Below are 17108 nucleotides of genomic sequence, written 5' to 3' on the forward strand. Positions count from 1 at the left end.
AAGCCGTCATCCCGGCGAAAGCCGGGACCCAGGGCAGCAAGCGACATCGGCCATGACCGTGCTTCCCGGCTTCCGCCGGGATTACGGTTGAGTTGGTCGGACTCGGAACTAAAGCCTCAGGTGAATGCCCCGCCGCTGGAGCGGGACAAGGATCAGCACCACCAGCGCTAGGACCGCCACCGCGCAGGCGAAGGAGGCGAGATAGGGGTCGGCGATGATCGACTTCGCCACGCCGAACCCCCAGCCCTGCGGGCTCTGCCCGCCCGGCAGCCAGCCGATCCCGCCGGCAACGCCCAGCAGCTGCGAGAGGATGAAGGCGAGGATCGCATTGCCGCCGAGCACCATCAGCGGCGCCGCGACCCACCGGCCCGGTCGCGCCCTCAGCAACGCACCGAGCAGCACCAGCACCGCCAGCGCCACGCCGATGCTCAGCAGCGCGAAGCTCGGCGTCCAGATCCGCTTGTTGATCGGCACCCATGGGTCGAGCGCCAGCCCGAGAACCAGCAGCGCGACGCCTGCGCCGAGCAGCCACGGCCAGGCCCCCTCGCCGCGCCGCCGCCACGCGATCCCCGCGATCATGCCGGCGAGCAGGTTGGCGGTCGCCGGGATCGTCGAGAGCAGCCCTTCGGGATCATAGACCACCGCGCCGCTCGCATCGGTGCCGTAGAGCCAGAGGTGCGACACGGTGAACACCGCGCGGTCGATCCGCGCACCGAGGTTGCCCGCCGGATCGAGCTGCCCGCCGCCGACGGTGGCCAGCAGCACCCAGTAGAGCAGCAGCAGCCCCGCCGCCGCCACACCGAGCCACTCCGGCGAGAAGGTCACCCGTCCGGCCGCATCGCGCCGCCCGGTCGCCACGCCGATCGCCAGCCCCAGCAGATAGCAGAGTGCGATCCGCTGGAGGATGCCGGGGATGCGCAGCGTCGCGAGGTTGAGGTCTGGCAACAGGTTGAGCGCCAGCCCGATCAGCATCAGCAGCGCCACCCGCTTGAGCACCTTGTGCCACAGCGCGCCGTCGACGGTGCGCGGGAAGCTCAGCCCCAGCGCCATCCCGGCGCTGAACAGGAAGCCGGGGAAGACGAAGTCGGCGAGCGTCCAGCCGTGCCAGTCCGCATGGTGGAGTTGCGGCCAGGAGATTCTCCAGTCGCCGGGGCTGTTGACCAGGATCATCCCCGCCACCGCGAGCCCACGCAACGCGTCGAGCGCAGTCAGGCGCCCGCTTTCGCCTTTCAAGGCCACGTCTCTCTCCCCTCCAACGGCGCCCGGCCCCGGCATGCACCGCCCCGGCCCGCCCCGCACCACCCTGTCCCAACTGGCCTTCCCGGACAAGCGCTGGAAATCGTAGGGCAAAGTTCGAGTGATGGTGAGCCCCATGATGCCGTTGCTGCTGAAGCCCGCGAGCGATCCTGAAGCCGAGCGCCAGCTCGGACCGTCGCCCGCACTGATGGATGCGCTGGCCGCCGAGATCGGGCGGACGCCGGCACGCGCGCGCCCGGCGCTCGTCGCGCGCATCGCCTCGCTGCTCGAGGCGGCAACCGCGGCCGACCTCCAGCCGCCTGCCTGGCCCGAGCTCTACTGGCCCTTGCTGTTCGGCGATCCCGAGACCTAGTCGCCCTGGGTGACCGGCCCCATCGGCCCCAGGTCGCCCTGCCCCACCGTCCCGCTCGCCATGTCGAGCATCCGGTCGAGGCTCTTCTTCGCCTTCAGCCGCAGCCCTTCCTCGACATCAATCCTGGGCTCGAGGTCGCGCAGCGAGAGGTACAGCTTCTCCATCGTGTTGAGCGCCATGTAGGGGCAGACGTTGCAGTTGCAGTTGCCGTCCGCGCCAGGCGCGCCGATGAAGGCCTTGCCGGGGACCGCCTTCTCCATCTGGTGGATGATGTGCGGCTCGGTCGCGACGATCAGCGTGTCGCCCGGGAAGGACTTGGCAAAGTCGAGGATGCCGCTGGTCGAGCCGACGTAGTCGGCATGGTCGAGCACGTGCGGCGGGCACTCCGGGTGCGCGGCGACCGGCGCCGAGGGATGCTGCGCCTTGAGCTTGAGCAGCTCGGTCTCGCTGAACGCCTCGTGGACGATGCACACGCCCGGCCACAGCAGCATGTCGCGCCCGGTCTTGCGGTTCATATAGCCGCCGAGGTGCTTGTCGGGCCCGAAGATGATCTTCTGGTCCGCCGGCAGCTGCGCGAGGATCTTCTCGGCCGAGGAGCTGGTGACGATGATGTCCGACAGCGCCTTCACCTGGATCGAGCTGTTGATGTAGGTGATCGCGATATGGTCGGGATGCTGCGCGCGGAAGGCGGCGAACTGCTCGGGCGGGCAGCTGTCCTCCAGGCTGCAGCCGGCATCCATGTCGGGCAGCACCACGGTCTTCTGCGGCGAGAGGATCTTCGCCACTTCGGCCATGAAGCGCACCCCGCAGAAGGCGATCACGTCGGCATTGGTCTCGGCCGCCTTGCGCGACAGGTCGAGGCTGTCGCCGACGAAGTCGGCGATGTCCTGCAGCTCGGGCTTCTGATAGTAGTGCGCGAGGATCACCGCGTTGCGCTCCTTGCGCAGCCGATCGATCTCGGCGCGCAGGTCGAGCCCGCTCAGGCTCCCGCCGATGCCGTTGCGTGCGTCCATTCCAGCTTGCTCCCGTGTCTCGCGGCGCACATGGCCCCGTGAGACGGCAGGATCAAGGCCGCGGCGGCGCGCCGAACGCGAGCGGAGGCACTTCGGCGCCCGGCGAGCCGGCGGTCACCGCATCGTAGAGCGCGATGCCGGCCGGGCTGTGCGTGACGGCCTCGGTGACGAGCAGCATCGCCACCATCGCGGCCATCCCGTACCACCAGGCCGGATGCACGCGTCCGGTCCGCCGGATGTCGGCGACAGCGCCGATCGCGGGGAAGACCAGCAGCGGCACGAACGCCGCCTCGAAGGCATAGGGCATCAGGAGCGGCGACGGCAGCATCCGGCTGATCGCAGGGCCGAGCAGCAGCGCCATCCCGCAATAGTGCAGGCGGCGGTGCCAGTCGGTCTGGCGGCGAAGCGCGATCGCCGCGGCGGTGAGCCCCGCAAAAAAGGTCACGGTCAGCGGATCGAAGACCAGGAAGTTGAGCGGCGTGAAGAAGAACGGCGCCTCGCCGAGCCGCACCATCCGAACCGTCACGGCGGTACCCAGGATGATCATCGCGACGATCCAGCCGGCGCCGAGCCAGCCGAGCCGGCGGTGCAGCGCCTTGTTCCCGGTCGCGACGAAGAGGTTCTGGAGCAGGTAGATCACGATCCAGCCCATGAACACCACGGCATGGGCATGGACGATCAGCGGCTTGGCGAAGGTCGAGCGGCCCATCGCGAGGTGGAAGGTGAAGCCCGTGAACACGATCAGCGCCATGACGATCGCCATCGTCATGAAGAAACGTTCGTCGCCACGCTCGTCGCGCAGCGGGCCAGCCATGGTCGCCATCGGATTCCCCCCAATCGGAACGGAGCGACCCTAACGCAAATCAGCTTGCCCGCAAAGTCGTGCAGCTATTGCCGCTCGCGCGCCGGGCGATCGCGGCCGATATCGCGGGGATTGGTCGACATGTCCCACACTTCGCCGTTGCGCGGCTCGCCCTGAAAATAGACTTGGACGCTCGCGTCGATCCCAGCGGCCTTCAAGGGCATCTCGAAGGTCTTGGCGACCGCCCGCCGCGTCGATTCGCGCGCCATCTTCATCGGCGTCGGCTCCTGCGCCTGGCGCACCAGCTCGGCGCGCGCCGCCTTGCGGTTGGCGTCGTCGAGCGCCGATTCGGCGTCGGTCAGCGTCATCAGGATGCCGCCTTCGCTATACTCGCGGATGTGCTCCATATCGACTTCGGGGCCGACCACTTCGACCGGCGGCAGCACCACCGTGAGCTTCTTGCCCGTCGGGTCCCAGCTCACGTCGTTCTGCTGGAGCCGCGCGAGATCGACTTCGTAGCGCACGCTCCCCGGCATGATCAGCGTCTTCTGCGCGGTGAGACCGAGCCGGCTCTGCTTCGAGGTGACCACTGCGACATAGCGCGCGGCGAAGGTCGAGAGCCGGTTCTGCTCGCGCAGCCCCTGGAGGCTCGACTGGGCGATGGTGGTGGGATCGGGGTTGAGGAAGCGCTGCTTGAGCTGGTCGCCGAGCAGCCAGAAGGCCGCGCCGAGGATCACCACGACCGCGATCATTCCCGCGACGAACTTGAGGCAGCCGCCGCCGCGGCCCCGTCCGCTTTCCCGTTCTACGCCGCCATCCGCCATGCGCCGTTGTCCTCCCTCACCAGTCCGCGGCCGCGAAGGTCGATCAGGTGCGCGAGCACCGAACGGCCCGCCGCGCCCGTCAGCCGCGGATCGAGCCCGACATACATGCGCTCGACCATCGCGGGCACCTCGCCCACGTCCTGCCGGAGCAAACGCAGGATCTGCCCCTCGCGTTGCCTGCGATGGCCGATCAGCCCGCGCACGAAGCGCTGGGGCTTGTCGATCGGCTCGCCGTGCGCGGGGAAGTAGATGCGGTCCTCGCGCGCCATGAGCTTGTCGAGGCTGGCCATATAGGCGGTCATGTCGCCGTCCGGCGGCGCGACCACGGTGGTCGACCAGCCCATGACATGGTCGCCGGTGAACAGCGCGCCGGTCTCGCGCAGCGAGAAGCAGAGGTGGTTCGAGGTGTGGCCCGGCGTCGCCACCGCCTCGAGCGTCCAGCCCTCGCCCGCCACCGTCTCGCCGTCGTCGAGCACGAGGTCCGGCGCATAGCTGGTGTCGAACGAGGCGTCGGCGCGCGGGCCGGCATCCTTGAGCACGAGCGGCGCGCAGCCGATCACGCGCGCGCCGGTGCGATCCTGGAGCGGCCGTGAGGCGGGGCTATGGTCGCGATGCGTGTGGGTGCAGAGGATCGCCTTCACCGGCCGGCCCGCGATCGCCATCACCAGCGCGTCGAGATGCGCGGGCTCGTCGGGGCCGGGATCGATCACGGCGAGATCAGCCTCGCCGACCAGATAGGTCTGGGTGCCAGTATAGGTATAGGGCGACGGGTTCGGCGCCAGGATGCGCGTGACCAGCGGGTCGATCGCCATGGCGATGCCGGTCGGGGCCTCGATCATGCAGGGCATGTGGCGCCTCGCCGGGACGCGCGCAAGCAGGGCGTTTCGTCCCGCCAACGAAAAAACGGAGCCGGCCGCACGAAGGAGAGCGACCGGCCCCGCATTGGAAGGGCCGCCAAATGGGGCAGACGGCCCTTCCCCCTAGCCCAAACCGTCAGTCGTCCCCGCTCTTGGCTTCCTTCTCGACCTCGGCGATCGCCTCGTCGATGCCCTTGAGCGCTTCGGCCTTCGCATCGGCCGGCATCTCGCCGTTCGCCTCGATCGAGTTGCGCGCGGCGCGCAGCCCCATGATCGCGCTGCGCAGGCCCATGTCCTTCGAACGGCGCGCGATGTCCTTCGCCATGTCCTCGCTCGCCTTGGCCATCGCTTCGATGCGCTTGGTGCAGATGACGATGACCTGCTTCTTGCCGTCCTTGCCCGGCGTGACCTGGACCACCGATTTGCCGTCGTCGCTCTTGCCCCTGCAGGCGCCTTCCTTGACCTCGGGGACGCTCGCCTCGACCCAGCTCATGTCGGGCGTGCCCTGGCTGTCGGCGATCACGACGACCTTCTTGCCGTCCTTGCCGTCGGTGGTGATGCGATAGACGCGCTTCTCGACATGGGTGCCGGGCGCAGGCGCAGCCGGGGCCTCGGGCGGCGCAGGCGGCGCTTCCTGGCCGGCGACCGCAGGGGCTGCGGGCGGAGCCGGCGGCGCCGCTTCCACGGCGGGCGCGGCAGGCGCAGCCGGCGCCTCGGGCGCGGCCGGCGCGCTCTGGGTGATGGCGACACCGAGGGTCTTCTCGACCTTTCGCGTGATCCGCTCGGCGGCCTGGCTGCCGGAGGCGGTCAGCCCCAGTGCTGCGAGCGAAAGGATGCTCACCCCGGCGATGCCGCCGGCGATGCGCTTGGGGGAAAATTTCCTGGTCTTCGAGAGCATGCGAAGCCTCCCTTTGAGTTCGTTGATCGTGTGCAGGTGACATGCCGCCGAGACCGCGCCCCCATGCGCGGACTTGACGATCGCGCGGCCATAGGCATGGCGCAGCGATTGGTTGCGGCCGGCGAGCACGAGCTCGTCGCAGGCCATTTCCTGGTCGGCCCGGAAGGCGCGGAAGGCGCGCCAGGCGATCGGATTCCACCAGTGGATCGCGAGCAGTACCAGCGCGACCCAATTGGCGATCAGGTCGCCGCGGCGGTGGTGCGCGAGTTCATGCGCGAGCGCGAGGCTGCGCTCGACAGGGTCGTAGCGCTCGGCGAAGTCGCTCGGAAAGGCCACATATTTGCGCCAGATGCCGAAGGCGAGCGGGCCCTGGGTGCCGTCGGTCTCGATCACTTCGACGCGGCCCTCGGCGACCCGGCGGCGGCGGCGCGTCAGCCGCTGGAGCCGTGCGCAGAACAACGCGTAGCGAACCAGGTGATAGGCGAGGAAGGCCAGCGCGCCGCCGATCCAGACCGCGAGCAGGATCGTCGAAAGCGCGGGCATCTGCGCCGTCGCAGCCACGACTTGCGGCGCGGCAGTGGTCGCGGCGTCGCCGGCGCTGATCACGATCACCTGCGCCGCTTCCGGAGCCGCGGCCTGCGCAGGCATCGCCGTGACCGCCGCTGCCTGCGGCATGAACGGCTCGATCACCCGCGACAGGCCCCAGCCGCCCGGCAGCGGCGGCATCACCAGCCGCAGCACCGGGATCGCCCACAACCCATAGGCCAGCGCGGGCCCCAGCACGCGCCGCGCCGGCTGGCGCAGCAGCATCACGGCCGCCATCAGCAGGCTGGTGGCGATCAGCGTCTCGACGATCCAAGGGATGATTGGCCATGCCGTCATTGCTTGAGCTCCTTCAAGAGCGCCTCGATCTCGGCGATGTCCTGGTCCGAAAGCTGGTCGCGCTCGGCGAGGTGCGCGACGAGCGGGGTCAGCTTGCCGCCGAACAGCCGGTCGATCATCCGCCGCGACTCGCCCGCGACATAGTCGGCGCGCGCGACGAGCGGGCGGTAGAGGTAGCGCCGCCCCTCCTCCTCATGCGCGATGATGTTCTTGGCGAGCAGCCGGCCGAGCAGCGTCTTGACCGTGTTGGCGCTCCAGTCGCGGCTCGGCGCGACGCGTTCGGAGACTTCCTGCGCGGTGAGCGGCGACTCGTCCCACAACACTTCCATCACGGCATGTTCGGCGTCGCTGATCCGTTCGCTCATCGAGTCTCTCTCAAAAATGACTACGCCTGTAATCGTTACGATTACGCTTGTAGTCAAGGGGTGAACGACAGCTGAACGAACGTGCAGGAAAGCATCCGTTTCGCATCCAAGCCTTCCCGCCGGGCGGGGGCGCCGCTATTTGTCGCCGCGAAGGAGAATCCCCATCGTCGGACTCATTGCCCATGCGCCGGTCGACGTCGTCGCCGATGCCGAGGAAGCGCTGCTCGCCGACTACGGCCTGGCGAAGCTGCAGTGCACGACGATCCCCTATCCGCGCAGCGAGGAGCTCGGCCGCGCGCTGGGCGCTGGCGCCAGGTTCCTGCCCGGCGGCTGCGGGGCGAACATGGCGGCGGGGCTCGCCGCCTTGGGCAGCGAGGTCGCGGTGGTAGCGCCGTTCGGGGCCGATTCTCACGGAAGCTTCGCACGCGCAGACCTCGAATCGCGCGGCGTCGAGATCCGCGGCTTCGGCTATGACGGGCCGCATTCGCTCGTCTACACGCTGATCACCGGCGATCGCGAGCGCACCTTCGCCGACTATTGCCACGGCGTCCCCTACGACCTGGCGGCCGCCGCGCATGGGCTCGACGACCAGCGCATCGTCGCGATCGACGGATACCTGCTGCTGCGCCTCGGCGTTGCCGACGGCATCCGCGGCTGGCTGGCGAGCGGGCGGCCCGAGGGGCAGGACCTGGTCTTCTGCCCAGGCGACGTCAGCGTGCTCACCGACGCCGGGCCGATCGTCCGCGACCTGCTCGCCGAGGCGCGGCACCTCGTGCTCAACCGCCACGAAGCCGCGAAGCTCTTCCCCGGCCTTTCCGACGAAGCGATCGCGGCGATGCTGCGCGAACGCGGCGTCTCGGGCGCGATCACCCAGGGCGAGGCGGGCGCCTTCCTGTTCGACCGCACCGGCTCGCTCCATGTCGGCGCGAACAAGCTCGACCGTCCCATCGTCAACACGAACGGCGCCGGCGATGCCTTCACCGCGGGCTACCTCCACGGGATCGAGCAGGGGTTGCCGCTCGACGAAGTGGCGCGGCTCGCAACGGCCTGCGCGGCGCGCGTGCTGACGATCGAAGGCGCACGGCCCGAGCGGGCGGCTGAGGTGGTGGGGTAGTCCGATCCGGGATCCCGACCCTGTAAGTCGTCATCCCGGCGAAAGCCGGGACCCAGGGCCACGAGCGACGTCCTCTGCAGCCCCGGGTCCCGGCTTTCGCCGGGATGACGGTTGGAAACCCCAAAACCGTCGGCCAGCTTTACAACTGCCGTTCCTGGTTAACGCCTGTTGACCACCGCAACCCGCAGGAATCCGAGCCTCACCCTATTTGGCACGCCGGCTGCATTCCGTAAGGCACCCCGAGCGTTGAACGCTTCATTACTGGGCGGGCGTGGCAGCGATCCTCATACCGGTCTCGCTGCCGGCCCGCCCAACCCGGGGTTTCCCGCCACCAGCACCGCAAGGCCCACGCCGAACCAGCGCGCGCCGGCAACCGATCACCGGCGTCACTGCGCCGCGGCGACGCCCTTGTCGGTCAGCAGCTGCGACAGCTCGCCGCTCTCGAACATCTCCATCATGATGTCCGAACCGCCGACAAACTCGCCCTTGACGTAGAGCTGGGGGATCGTCGGCCAGTCGGAGAAGGCCTTGATGCCCTGGCGAACCGCCTGGTCCTGGAGCACGTCGACGCTCTCGAACGCCACGTTCAGATGGTTGAGGATCGCGACCGCGCGGCTCGAGAAGCCGCATTGCGGGAACAAGGGGCTGCCCTTCATGAACAGCAGCACGTCGCTCGAATCGACCAGCCCCTGAATGCGGTCCTGGGTTTCGTCGGTCACTTCAACTCACTCCTCGACTGGCGCTTCGGTGGTGAGCTGGAGCGCGTGGAGCACCCCGCCCATCCGTCCGCCGAGCGCGGCATAGACTGCCTGATGCTGCTTCACCCGCGGCATCCCGCGGAACATCGGCGCGACCACGCGCGCCGCATAATGATCGCCGTCGCCGGCGAGATCGGTGATCTCGACCCGCGCACCGGGGATCCCGGCGCGGATGAGCTCCTCGATCTCGGTCGCGGCCATCGGCATTTACTTGGATTCCATCAGCTGGCGGCGCGCCTCGACGGTCTGCTCCTCGAGCGCGCGGCGGATCGCCGCCTCGTCGATGTCGACGCCCGCGCCCGACAGGTCGCCGAGCAGCTTGCGGATGACGTCCTCGTCGCCGGCTTCCTCGAAATCGGCCTGGACGACGGCCTTGGCATAGGCGTCGGTTTCTTCGGGGGTCAGCCCCATCTTGGCCGCGGCCCACTGCCCCACGAGGCGATTGCGCCGCGCGGTGATGCGGAACGCCATTTCCTCGTCGCGCGCGAACTTCGCTTCATAGGCCCGTTCGCGGTCGTCGAAAGTGGTCATGCTGCGGCTACCCCTGGATTGGTTTCGGCTGTGGATGTTGGAGTTGAGATAGGTGCCATGGTCCGTGCTGGCAATCCCATGGGAGTGCCATCGCCAGTCCCAAAACCGTCATCCCGGCGAAAGCCGGGACCCAGGGCAGCAAGCCGTGTCGCCCGCGGCCCTGGGTCCCGGCTTTCGCCGGGATGACGACTGAAGGGGCGATTCCTAGGCCGAGACCTCAACCACCAGCTTGCCGATCGCCTCGCGCGAGGCGAGCCTGGCGATCGCCTTGCCGGCGTCGGCGAAGGCGAAGGTCTCGGTGACGCGCGGGGCGATCTGGCCCTGCGCCCAGAGGCGGAACAGCCGCTCGATGTGCGCGGCGTTGGCGCGCGGATCCCGCGCCGCAAACGCGCCCCAGAAGACGCCGCAGACATCGCAGCTCTTGAGCAAGGTGAGGTTGAGCGGCAGCCGCGGAATGCCGGCCGGGAAGCCGACCACGAGGTAGCGCCCCTCCCAGCCGATCGCGCGCAGCGCCGGCTCGGCATAGTCGCCGCCCACCGGATCGTAGATCACGTCGGCGCCCAGCGGCGCGACCGCGCGCTTGAACAGTTCGGCGACTTCCTTCGATTGGTCCTTGTCGAAGGGGCCACGCGGATAGACGATCGTCGCGTCCGCGCCCGACGCCTTGGCCGCCGCTGCCTTCGCCTCCGACGAGACCGCCGCGACCACCTTGGCGCCGAACGCCTTGCCGAGCTCGATCGCGGCCAGCCCCACGCCGCCCGCGGCGCCGAGCACGAGCAGCGTCTGCCCCTGCTTCAGATGCCCACGGTCGAGCAGCGCGTGGATGGTGGTGCCATAGGTCATTACCAGCGACGCCCCCTCGGCGAAGCTGTGCGCCTCGGGCAGGCGGATCAGCCGCGCCGCCTCCACCGCGATCTTCTCGGCGAGCCCGCCGTGGCCGGTGACTGCGATCACCCGGTCGCCCGGCGCCCAGCCCTCGACCCCCGCGCCGACGCTCTCGACCACGCCGGCGAACTCGCTCCCCGGCGCGAAGGGGCGCTGCGGCTTGAACTGGTATCTGTCCTCGATGATCAGCACGTCGGGATAGTTGATCGAGCAGGCCCTGACCGCGACCACCACCTGCCCCGGCGCCGCGACCGGATCGGGAACCTCCTCGAGGCTTAGAGTCTCAGGTCCGCCCGCTTCCTTCGACAGCAACGCCTTCATGACCGTTCCCCGCCAGCATCCACGGCCGCGCCGCGGCGACGCCCGCTTCATAGTTCGAAATCGCGGTATCTCTTGCCAGCGTGATGCCGACCTCGTCCAGCCCGCGCATCAGGCATTCGCGGCGGAACGGGTCGAGCTCGAACGGGAACCGGTCCTGATAGGCGGTGGTGACGGTCATCGTCTCGAGGTCGACGGTGATCTCGTCGGTTTTCGCGACCTCCACCAGCCGGTCAATCGCTTCCTGCGGCAGCACCACCGGCACGATGCCGTTCTTGAAGGCGTTGCCCGAGAAGATGTCCGAGAAGCTCGGCGCGATCACGGCCTTCACCCCCATGTCGGCGAGCGCCCAGGCGGCATGCTCGCGGCTCGAGCCGCAGCCGAAATTCTCGCCCGCGACGAGCACCGGTGCGCCGGCGTAGCGCGGATCGTCGAAGAGGTTGCCGGGCTCGGCGCGCACCGTCTCGAAGGCGCCCCTGCCCAGCCCCTTGCGGCTGGTGGTCTTGAGCCAGTGCGCGGGGATGATCACGTCGGTGTCGACGTTCTTCGCGCCCCAGGGATAGGCACGGCCGGAGACCTGGGAGACGGGGTCCATCAGCGGGAAACTCCTGTGCGGGGCGAATGCCAATCGCCGTCATCCCGGCGAAAGCCGAGATGACGGACTATTTTTGTCGATACCGGCTTCAGTCGAGCGCAGCGACGCGGTCGTCGGCGGCCCTGGTCTTGCCCGCGGGGGCTTCCTTCGCGTCCATGCGCTGCGTGGTGGCCGCATAGGCCGCCGCGAGGCCGCTCAGAATCGTCCCGACGATCAACACCACGAGCGCCCGCTTCATACGCATCCCCCTGTGCCGCCGCCCTCACGACTTCGAAGCCATGAGTTCCCTGACGTCGGTCAGCTTCCCCGTCACCGCCGCGGCCGCGGCCATTGCCGGCGACACGAGGTGAGTCCGTGATCCCGGACCTTGTCTTCCTACAAAATTCCGGTTCGAAGTTGAAGCGCAACGTTCGCCGGCCGGCACCTTATCGGGATTCATTGCCAGGCACATCGAGCAACCGGGCTCACGCCATTGGAATCCGGCCTCTTTGAAGATGCGATCGAGCCCCTCGGCCTCGGCCTGGCGCTTGACCAGTCCCGATCCGGGAACGACCAGCGCCTGGCGGATTCGATCCGCGACATGCCGCCCCTCGACCACCGCCGCGGCGGCGCGCAGGTCCTCGATCCGCGAATTGGTGCACGAGCCGATGAAGACATGCTCGATCGGAATGTCCTGCATCGCGGTGCCCGCGGCGAGGCCCATGTAATCGAGCGACTTCTGCGCGGCGACGCGCTTCGAAGGATCGGCGAAGCTCTCGGGATCGGGAACGATGCCGGTGATCGCCACGACATCCTCGGGGCTGGTGCCCCAGGTGAGCGACGGCGCGATATAGGTCGCGTCGAGCGTGACCGTGCGGTCATAGGCCGCGCCCGGATCGCTGGCCAGGGAGCGCCACCACGCCACCGCCTGGTCCCAGTCCGCCCCCTTCGGCGCCATCGGGCGGTCCCGGAGATAGGCGAAGGTCGTGTCGTCGGGCGCGATCAGCCCGGCGCGCGCGCCGCCCTCTATCGACATGTTCGAGACGGTGAGCCGCCCCTCGACCGACATCGCGCGGATCACTTCGCCGGTGAATTCGATCACATAGCCGGTGCCGCCCGCTGCACCGATCCTGCCGATGATCGCAAGGATCACGTCCTTGGGGCTCACGCCATAGCCGAGCGAGCCGTCGACGCGGACTTCCATCGTCTTCGACTGGCGCAGCAGCAGCGTCTGCGTCGCCAGCACATGCTCGACTTCGCTGGTGCCGATGCCGAAGGCCAGCGCCCCCAGCGCGCCGTGCGCCGAGGTGTGGCTGTCGCCGCAGACGAGCGTGGTGCCCGGCAGCGTGAAGCCCTGCTCGGGCCCGATGACATGGACGATGCCCTGCTCGGGCGCGGTCGCGTCGATATAGCGGATGCCGAACTCGGCGGTGTTGGACCGGAGCGCCGCGAGCTGGTTCGCGCTCTCCGGGTCGGCGATCGGCAGGACATGGCCCGCCGCATCGACTCGCGCGGTGGTCGGCAGGTTATGGTCGGGCACCGCAAGCGTAAGGTCCGGGCGGCGAACCCCGCGGCCATTGGCGCGAAGCGCGTCGAACGCCTGCGGGCTGGTGACTTCATGGACCAAGTGTCGATCGATATAGACCAGGCACGTCCCGTCGTCGCGGCGCTCGACGACGTGCGCGTCCCAGATCTTTTCGTAGAGAGTCTTCGGGTTCGCCATGCGGGGCGATCTAGTCGAATCGTGCGCCGGGGCAAGGCTTTCGGTAATTTTCCTAGGCCGCGGGCGTCTGGCGCGTGAGGCGCGCGTAGATCGTCCAGAAGGTCGCCGCGCCCGCGACCACCATCAGCGCGGACAGCCATTCCGCCTCGCCCACCTTGCCCGCGCTCGCCGCCGCCGCGAGCGCGAAGGCGACCGCGAGGATGCCGGAGAGCTTCGACGTGAAATAGAGCAGCGCCACCCAGCGCGCCTCCGCGATCCGATCGAGCCGGTGCTTCTGCGGCAACAGGATGAAGACCGGGCCGAGCTTGAGCGCGGCGAAGACCAGCGTCGCGACGGTGAAGATCTGCGGCAGGCCGTCGAGCCGCGCGGGAATCATCATGGCTTGGCTTCCTTCGACAGATAGGCGTGGATCACGGCGATCTCCGAGTCGCTCAGCGCGTGGAGATTCTCCTTGGCGATCGTCCCCATGAAGCCGGAGTCGCGCCCGCCCGCGCCGACGCCGGTGTGCAGCAGCCGCTGGAAATCGGGGAGCGAATAGGAAGCCGCGACCGGCGCGAGCGCGGGGACCTTGTTGCCGTCGTGCACCTGCGCTTCCTGGAGCTTGTGGCATTCGGAACAGAGCGCCAGCGTGAAATAGCGGCCGGGATCGGCGGGGCGCGCCGGCGGCCCCACGTCGCCGACCTCGAAGCTCGGGCGCAGCGCGCCGGTGACGATCTGCCAGCGGCCGAGCGGGCCGAACCATGTCGACGCAATCACGTCGTCGGACGCGGGCTTCAAGGTGCGGACCCAGGCGATGATCCGGCCGACATCGTCGTCGGCGAGGTTCGCCATCGACCAGGCGGGCATGATGAAGACGCTGCTGCCGTCCTTGCGCAGCCCGTGGCGGATCAGCCGGGCGAACTCGGCGTCCGAATAGCCGGCCGCAGTGCGCGCGAGCGCGGGCGGGGCGATCTGGCCGAAGGTCCAGTCGACCGGCGTCCACACCGCGCCCTTGCCCTCGCCGTGGCAGCTCCTGCAGCCGACCAGCGTGGCGAGCCGCGCGCCTTCGGCGACCGAGGCAGCGTCGTGCGGGACGGGCACGGGGCGCAGCGCCGCCTCATGGCCGCGGCGGATCGTCCATTCGGACGCGGCGAGCAGCGCCAGGCAAGCGATCGCAACGATCAGAAAAAGCGATCCGAGCGGCCGCATCCACATGCGCGACCAACCCAACCCCCGCATCGCCCGCCCCTCCCTCGCTATTTCGCTTGCTTGGCGGCTTCCCGCTTCAGATAGTCCTGGATCGCAACGATTTCGGCGTCGCTCAGCGCAACGAAATTCTCTTTCGCGACCACCGACATGAGGCCAAGCTTCCGGTTCCCCATCGCGACGCCGGTATGCAGCAGCGTCCGAAAGGCAATGGGATCGTAGCTTGCCGCCACCGGCGCGAGCGCCGGCGCCGTCCCGGAACCGTCGGGAGCCGGGCGCGGCTCGTCGAGCGCGTGGCATTCCGAGCAGACCGCATCATAATAATAGCGCCCAAGGTCGGCGGGCCGCTGCTTGGGCGCCACGGTACCGATCTGGTAACTTGGCGGCACTTGGCCGCTGAGCAGCATGACCCGCCCGAGCGGGCCGAAGCCGGTGTCGCGAGTCACGTCCTTCGGTGCCGGCCTGAGCGTGCGGATCCACGCGATCAGCTTGCCGAGATCGTCGTCCGCGATGTTGCGATGCGCCACCGTGGGCATGATGAAGAGCGAGGTTCCGTCCTTGCGGATACCGTGCCGGATCAAGCGCCCGAGCTCTGCGTCCGAATAGCTCGCAACCTTGCGCGCGAGCCCCGGCGGTGCAATCGTCGCGACGAACCAGGGAGGATCGTTCCACACACTTCCGGCGGCATCGTCACCGTGGCAGCCGCGACACCCTTCGATCTTCGCGATACGGGCGCCTTCGGCAATCGATGCGGCATCTTTCGGCACCGACACTTGCACCAGATCCGCTTCGTGGGTGCGGCGGATCGCCCATTCGGACGCGCCGTAGAGCACCACCAACGCCAACAGGACGATCGCACCCAGCCCGATCGCGACACGCTTCAAGATCCGCATTCCCGCCACCCCTCGGAAACCCCGGCGGCGCTATGCCAGACTCGTTATGGCCCCGCCACTTCTTTCGGGGAGACATAGCTCGGGTCATGTGCGAAGGGCAGCGGCGCATCTTCACGCAAGGCATTGAGCAAGCTCGCGAAATCCGTCTCGCAGCGAAATCCCGTCGCGCGCTCGGCAAGGCTCGCGTCATAGACGCGGCCGATGCTCGCGGGCAGCCTCCAGCCGCGCGCGGCGTAAAGCTCGGCCGCATCTGGGAAATGGCGCGCGATCACGGCGGGCGCGTCGTGCTTGAGCTCCGCGCAATCTTCGCGCGCGAACGGCGTCGGCGCCGAGACGATGAAATTGCCGAACCCGATCTCGGGCGCCTTCTCAAGCGCGACGATATGGGCGCGCGCGGCGTCCTCCACCGTCAGCCGGCGGTGGAGCAGCTCGTTCGCCTTCATATTCTCGCCGTGGAGGCTGCGGTGCGTGTCGTCGTCCTCGGGGAAGAAGCGACTCGTTCGCAACACGACCGTCGCGAGCCCGCCTTCGAGCCACGCCAGCCGGCACAATCCCTCGGCGGCGTACTTCGTCACGCCATAGATGTTGCGCGGTTCGATCGGCCCGCTCGTCTCGTCGAGCCACACCGCGGCGTCGCCCGCTTCGTCGCGGATCGCCTGGCTGATCATCAGCGACGTCGTCGAGGTGAAGACGAAGCGGTCATGCCCCGCCGCGCGCGCCGCGTCGAGCAGATTGAGCGTGCCGCTCACATTGACGTCGATGAAGGTCTGGGCGGAATAGCGAACGATATCAGGCTTGTGCAACGCGCCGCCATGGATCACCGCTTCGATCCCGCGCTCGCCGAAGATACGGTCGACCAGCGCGCGATCGGCGACCGATCCGATCACGTCGGTGTCGGCGCCGGCAGCGACGTCGAGGCCGGTCACCGCATGCCCCCGCGCACGCAGCATCGGCGCGAGGAAGCGCCCGAGCCAGCCCGACGATCCAGTGAGAAGAATTCGCATCAAGGCCCCGTGTTGCGAACGATTCACAGATTTTCTGCGAATGGTTCGCAGGAATTGTGGTTGAATCCCCTCCCCGGCACGCCCCTCGCCCTACTCAAACCCTCATCCCGGCGAAAGCAGGGATGAGGGCGGGAGGGTCAAGCCGCCGCCGGCAGCGGCGAGGCGCCCCGCTCGGCCGGGTCGTGCGCGTCGGCCCAATCGGTGCGGCGCCTGAGCCATGGGTTGAGGAACAGCGCGGGGAGCTTGAGGAACAGCAATTCGCTGTGGATGAAGGTGTCGATCCCGCGCTCCCACCACTTGGGCTCGCGCTTGCCGTTGGCGTTCAGCCAGCCGTCATAGGGCGCCCAATGGCTCGGCTCGTCCTTCTCGATGATCTGGAAGATCTTCACCAGCGTCTTGTCCTTGAGCACGAACGGATGCCGGAGCAGGATCTCGACCTGCTTGTAGCCGCGCTGCTCGGTGAGCGAGATCACCCGGCACAATTTCTCGAACTCGTCGTCCTCGGCGATGATCCGCTGGGTGTCGAGCTCGTCGATCGTGCGGCGGAACATGATCTCGACGAAGCGATCGATATGCCCGCAGGTGCGATCGACCCTGAGCGGCATCTTGCCCTGGAGCTCGAACCAGCGCTTGAACATCACATAATGTTTGCGCTCGTCGGCGCGGTGCTTCTCGATCGAGGCGATCAGCGCATGATCGTCGGGCGCGCGGGCCCGGACCGCCTCGAGGACGCGGTCGATGCTCGTGTACCCCCGATGCTCGTTGTAGATGTAAATCGAGCCCAGCAGGTCGAGGTAGCGGCGGCGGAACGCGGCGATCATGCGGGCGAGGCTAGGCCCCCGCGCCCCCAGCGTCAACGCGCCGGACCATTCG

At 68.5% G+C, this 17108-nt stretch carries 21 protein-coding genes; 2 read left to right on the forward strand and 19 right to left on the reverse strand.

Translation table 11 applies throughout. The features are described 5' to 3' along the window. Positions 1 to 108: 108 nt before the first annotated feature. Positions 109 to 1239, reverse strand: coding sequence for a heparan-alpha-glucosaminide N-acetyltransferase domain-containing protein (locus J7495_RS11845; RefSeq protein ID WP_294056711.1), 1131 nt, complete (start codon positions 1237 to 1239; stop codon positions 109 to 111). Between the two features lie 133 nt (positions 1240 to 1372). Here J7495_RS11845 and J7495_RS11850 point away from each other — a divergent pair, with 133 nt between their 5' ends. Next, entirely contained in the window at positions 1373 to 1609 is a 237-nt protein-coding gene (locus J7495_RS11850) for a hypothetical protein (protein WP_294056712.1), read from the forward strand. Here J7495_RS11850 and nadA read toward each other — a convergent pair. The 6 genes from nadA to J7495_RS11880 form a co-directional block, all read right to left on the reverse strand. Further along, a complete protein-coding gene (gene nadA / locus J7495_RS11855) occupies positions 1606 to 2622 on the reverse strand; it encodes a quinolinate synthase NadA (protein ID WP_294056713.1) in 1017 nt (338 codons plus the stop codon). The two genes, J7495_RS11850 and nadA, sit on opposite strands and share 4 nt — an antisense overlap. Before the next feature lie 52 nt (positions 2623 to 2674). Further along, positions 2675 to 3445, reverse strand: a complete 771-nt coding sequence (locus J7495_RS11860; RefSeq protein ID WP_294056714.1) for a hypothetical protein — start codon at positions 3443 to 3445, stop codon at positions 2675 to 2677. A 65-nt stretch (positions 3446 to 3510) separates the two neighbouring features. Beyond that, the gene (locus J7495_RS11865) at positions 3511 to 4248 is read right to left on the reverse strand and encodes a DUF4230 domain-containing protein (RefSeq protein ID WP_294056715.1); all 738 of its coding nucleotides are present in this window, start codon (positions 4246 to 4248) and stop codon (positions 3511 to 3513) included. Further along, complete coding sequence (locus tag J7495_RS11870) at positions 4230 to 5087, reverse strand: MBL fold metallo-hydrolase (protein ID WP_294056716.1); 858 nt, start codon at positions 5085 to 5087, stop codon at positions 4230 to 4232. The genes J7495_RS11865 and J7495_RS11870 overlap by 19 nt, the downstream gene beginning before the upstream one ends. A 154-nt stretch (positions 5088 to 5241) precedes the next feature. Continuing rightward, a complete protein-coding gene (locus J7495_RS11875) occupies positions 5242 to 6885 on the reverse strand; it encodes a M56 family metallopeptidase (RefSeq protein WP_294056717.1) in 1644 nt (547 codons plus the stop codon). After that, on the reverse strand, positions 6882 to 7250 hold the full coding sequence (locus J7495_RS11880) for a BlaI/MecI/CopY family transcriptional regulator (protein WP_294056718.1): 369 nt from the start codon (positions 7248 to 7250) through the stop codon (positions 6882 to 6884). The genes J7495_RS11875 and J7495_RS11880 overlap by 4 nt, the downstream gene beginning before the upstream one ends. A gap of 139 nt (positions 7251 to 7389) precedes the next feature. Between J7495_RS11880 and J7495_RS11885 the strand changes: the two genes are divergently transcribed. Next, positions 7390 to 8364 (forward strand): carbohydrate kinase family protein, encoded by a 975-nt coding sequence (locus J7495_RS11885; protein ID WP_294056719.1) that lies wholly within the window; start codon positions 7390 to 7392, stop codon positions 8362 to 8364. Between the two features lie 386 nt (positions 8365 to 8750). Here J7495_RS11885 and grxD read toward each other — a convergent pair whose 3' ends face one another. The 12 genes from grxD to J7495_RS11945 form a co-directional block, all read right to left on the reverse strand. Further along, complete coding sequence (grxD, locus tag J7495_RS11890) at positions 8751 to 9083, reverse strand: Grx4 family monothiol glutaredoxin (RefSeq protein WP_294056720.1); 333 nt, start codon at positions 9081 to 9083, stop codon at positions 8751 to 8753. Between the two features lie 6 nt (positions 9084 to 9089). Then, the gene (locus J7495_RS11895) at positions 9090 to 9329 is read right to left on the reverse strand and encodes a BolA family protein (protein WP_294056721.1); all 240 of its coding nucleotides are present in this window, start codon (positions 9327 to 9329) and stop codon (positions 9090 to 9092) included. After that, positions 9330 to 9653 (reverse strand): DUF1476 domain-containing protein, encoded by a 324-nt coding sequence (locus tag J7495_RS11900; protein ID WP_294056722.1) that lies wholly within the window; start codon positions 9651 to 9653, stop codon positions 9330 to 9332. A gap of 204 nt (positions 9654 to 9857) precedes the next feature. After that, positions 9858 to 10859 carry an NADPH:quinone oxidoreductase family protein gene (locus J7495_RS11905; RefSeq protein WP_294056723.1) on the reverse strand — a complete coding sequence of 334 codons (1002 nt, stop codon included), beginning with the start codon at positions 10857 to 10859 and terminating at the stop codon, positions 9858 to 9860. Continuing rightward, positions 10822 to 11451: a 3-isopropylmalate dehydratase small subunit gene (gene leuD, locus J7495_RS11910; RefSeq protein ID WP_294056724.1), complete on the reverse strand. Its 630-nt coding sequence runs from the start codon at positions 11449 to 11451 to the stop codon at positions 10822 to 10824. Before leuD ends, J7495_RS11905 begins: the two co-directional genes overlap by 38 nt. A gap of 88 nt (positions 11452 to 11539) precedes the next feature. Continuing rightward, positions 11540 to 11689, reverse strand: coding sequence for a hypothetical protein (locus J7495_RS11915; RefSeq protein ID WP_294056725.1), 150 nt, complete (start codon positions 11687 to 11689; stop codon positions 11540 to 11542). Between the two features lie 24 nt (positions 11690 to 11713). Further along, on the reverse strand, positions 11714 to 13153 hold the full coding sequence (gene leuC, locus J7495_RS11920; protein ID WP_294056726.1) for a 3-isopropylmalate dehydratase large subunit: 1440 nt from the start codon (positions 13151 to 13153) through the stop codon (positions 11714 to 11716). 52 nt (positions 13154 to 13205) lie between these two features. Further along, a complete protein-coding gene (locus tag J7495_RS11925; RefSeq protein ID WP_294056727.1) occupies positions 13206 to 13532 on the reverse strand; it encodes a hypothetical protein in 327 nt (108 codons plus the stop codon). Further along, positions 13529 to 14371: a cytochrome c gene (locus tag J7495_RS11930; protein ID WP_294056728.1), complete on the reverse strand. Its 843-nt coding sequence runs from the start codon at positions 14369 to 14371 to the stop codon at positions 13529 to 13531. Before J7495_RS11930 ends, J7495_RS11925 begins: the two co-directional genes overlap by 4 nt. Positions 14372 to 14388: 17 nt before the next feature. After that, entirely contained in the window at positions 14389 to 15231 is an 843-nt protein-coding gene (locus J7495_RS11935; RefSeq protein ID WP_294056826.1) for a c-type cytochrome, read from the reverse strand. Positions 15232 to 15275: 44 nt separating this feature from the next. Continuing rightward, positions 15276 to 16235, reverse strand: coding sequence for an NAD(P)-dependent oxidoreductase (locus J7495_RS11940; protein WP_294056729.1), 960 nt, complete (start codon positions 16233 to 16235; stop codon positions 15276 to 15278). A gap of 137 nt (positions 16236 to 16372) precedes the next feature. Beyond that, on the reverse strand, positions 16373 to 17056 hold the full coding sequence (locus J7495_RS11945) for a ferritin-like domain-containing protein (protein ID WP_294056730.1): 684 nt from the start codon (positions 17054 to 17056) through the stop codon (positions 16373 to 16375). Positions 17057 to 17108 lie beyond the last annotated feature (52 nt).

Source organism: Sphingomonas sp. (genome assembly GCF_017745215.1).
Lineage (GTDB): Bacteria > Pseudomonadota > Alphaproteobacteria > Sphingomonadales > Sphingomonadaceae > Sphingomonas.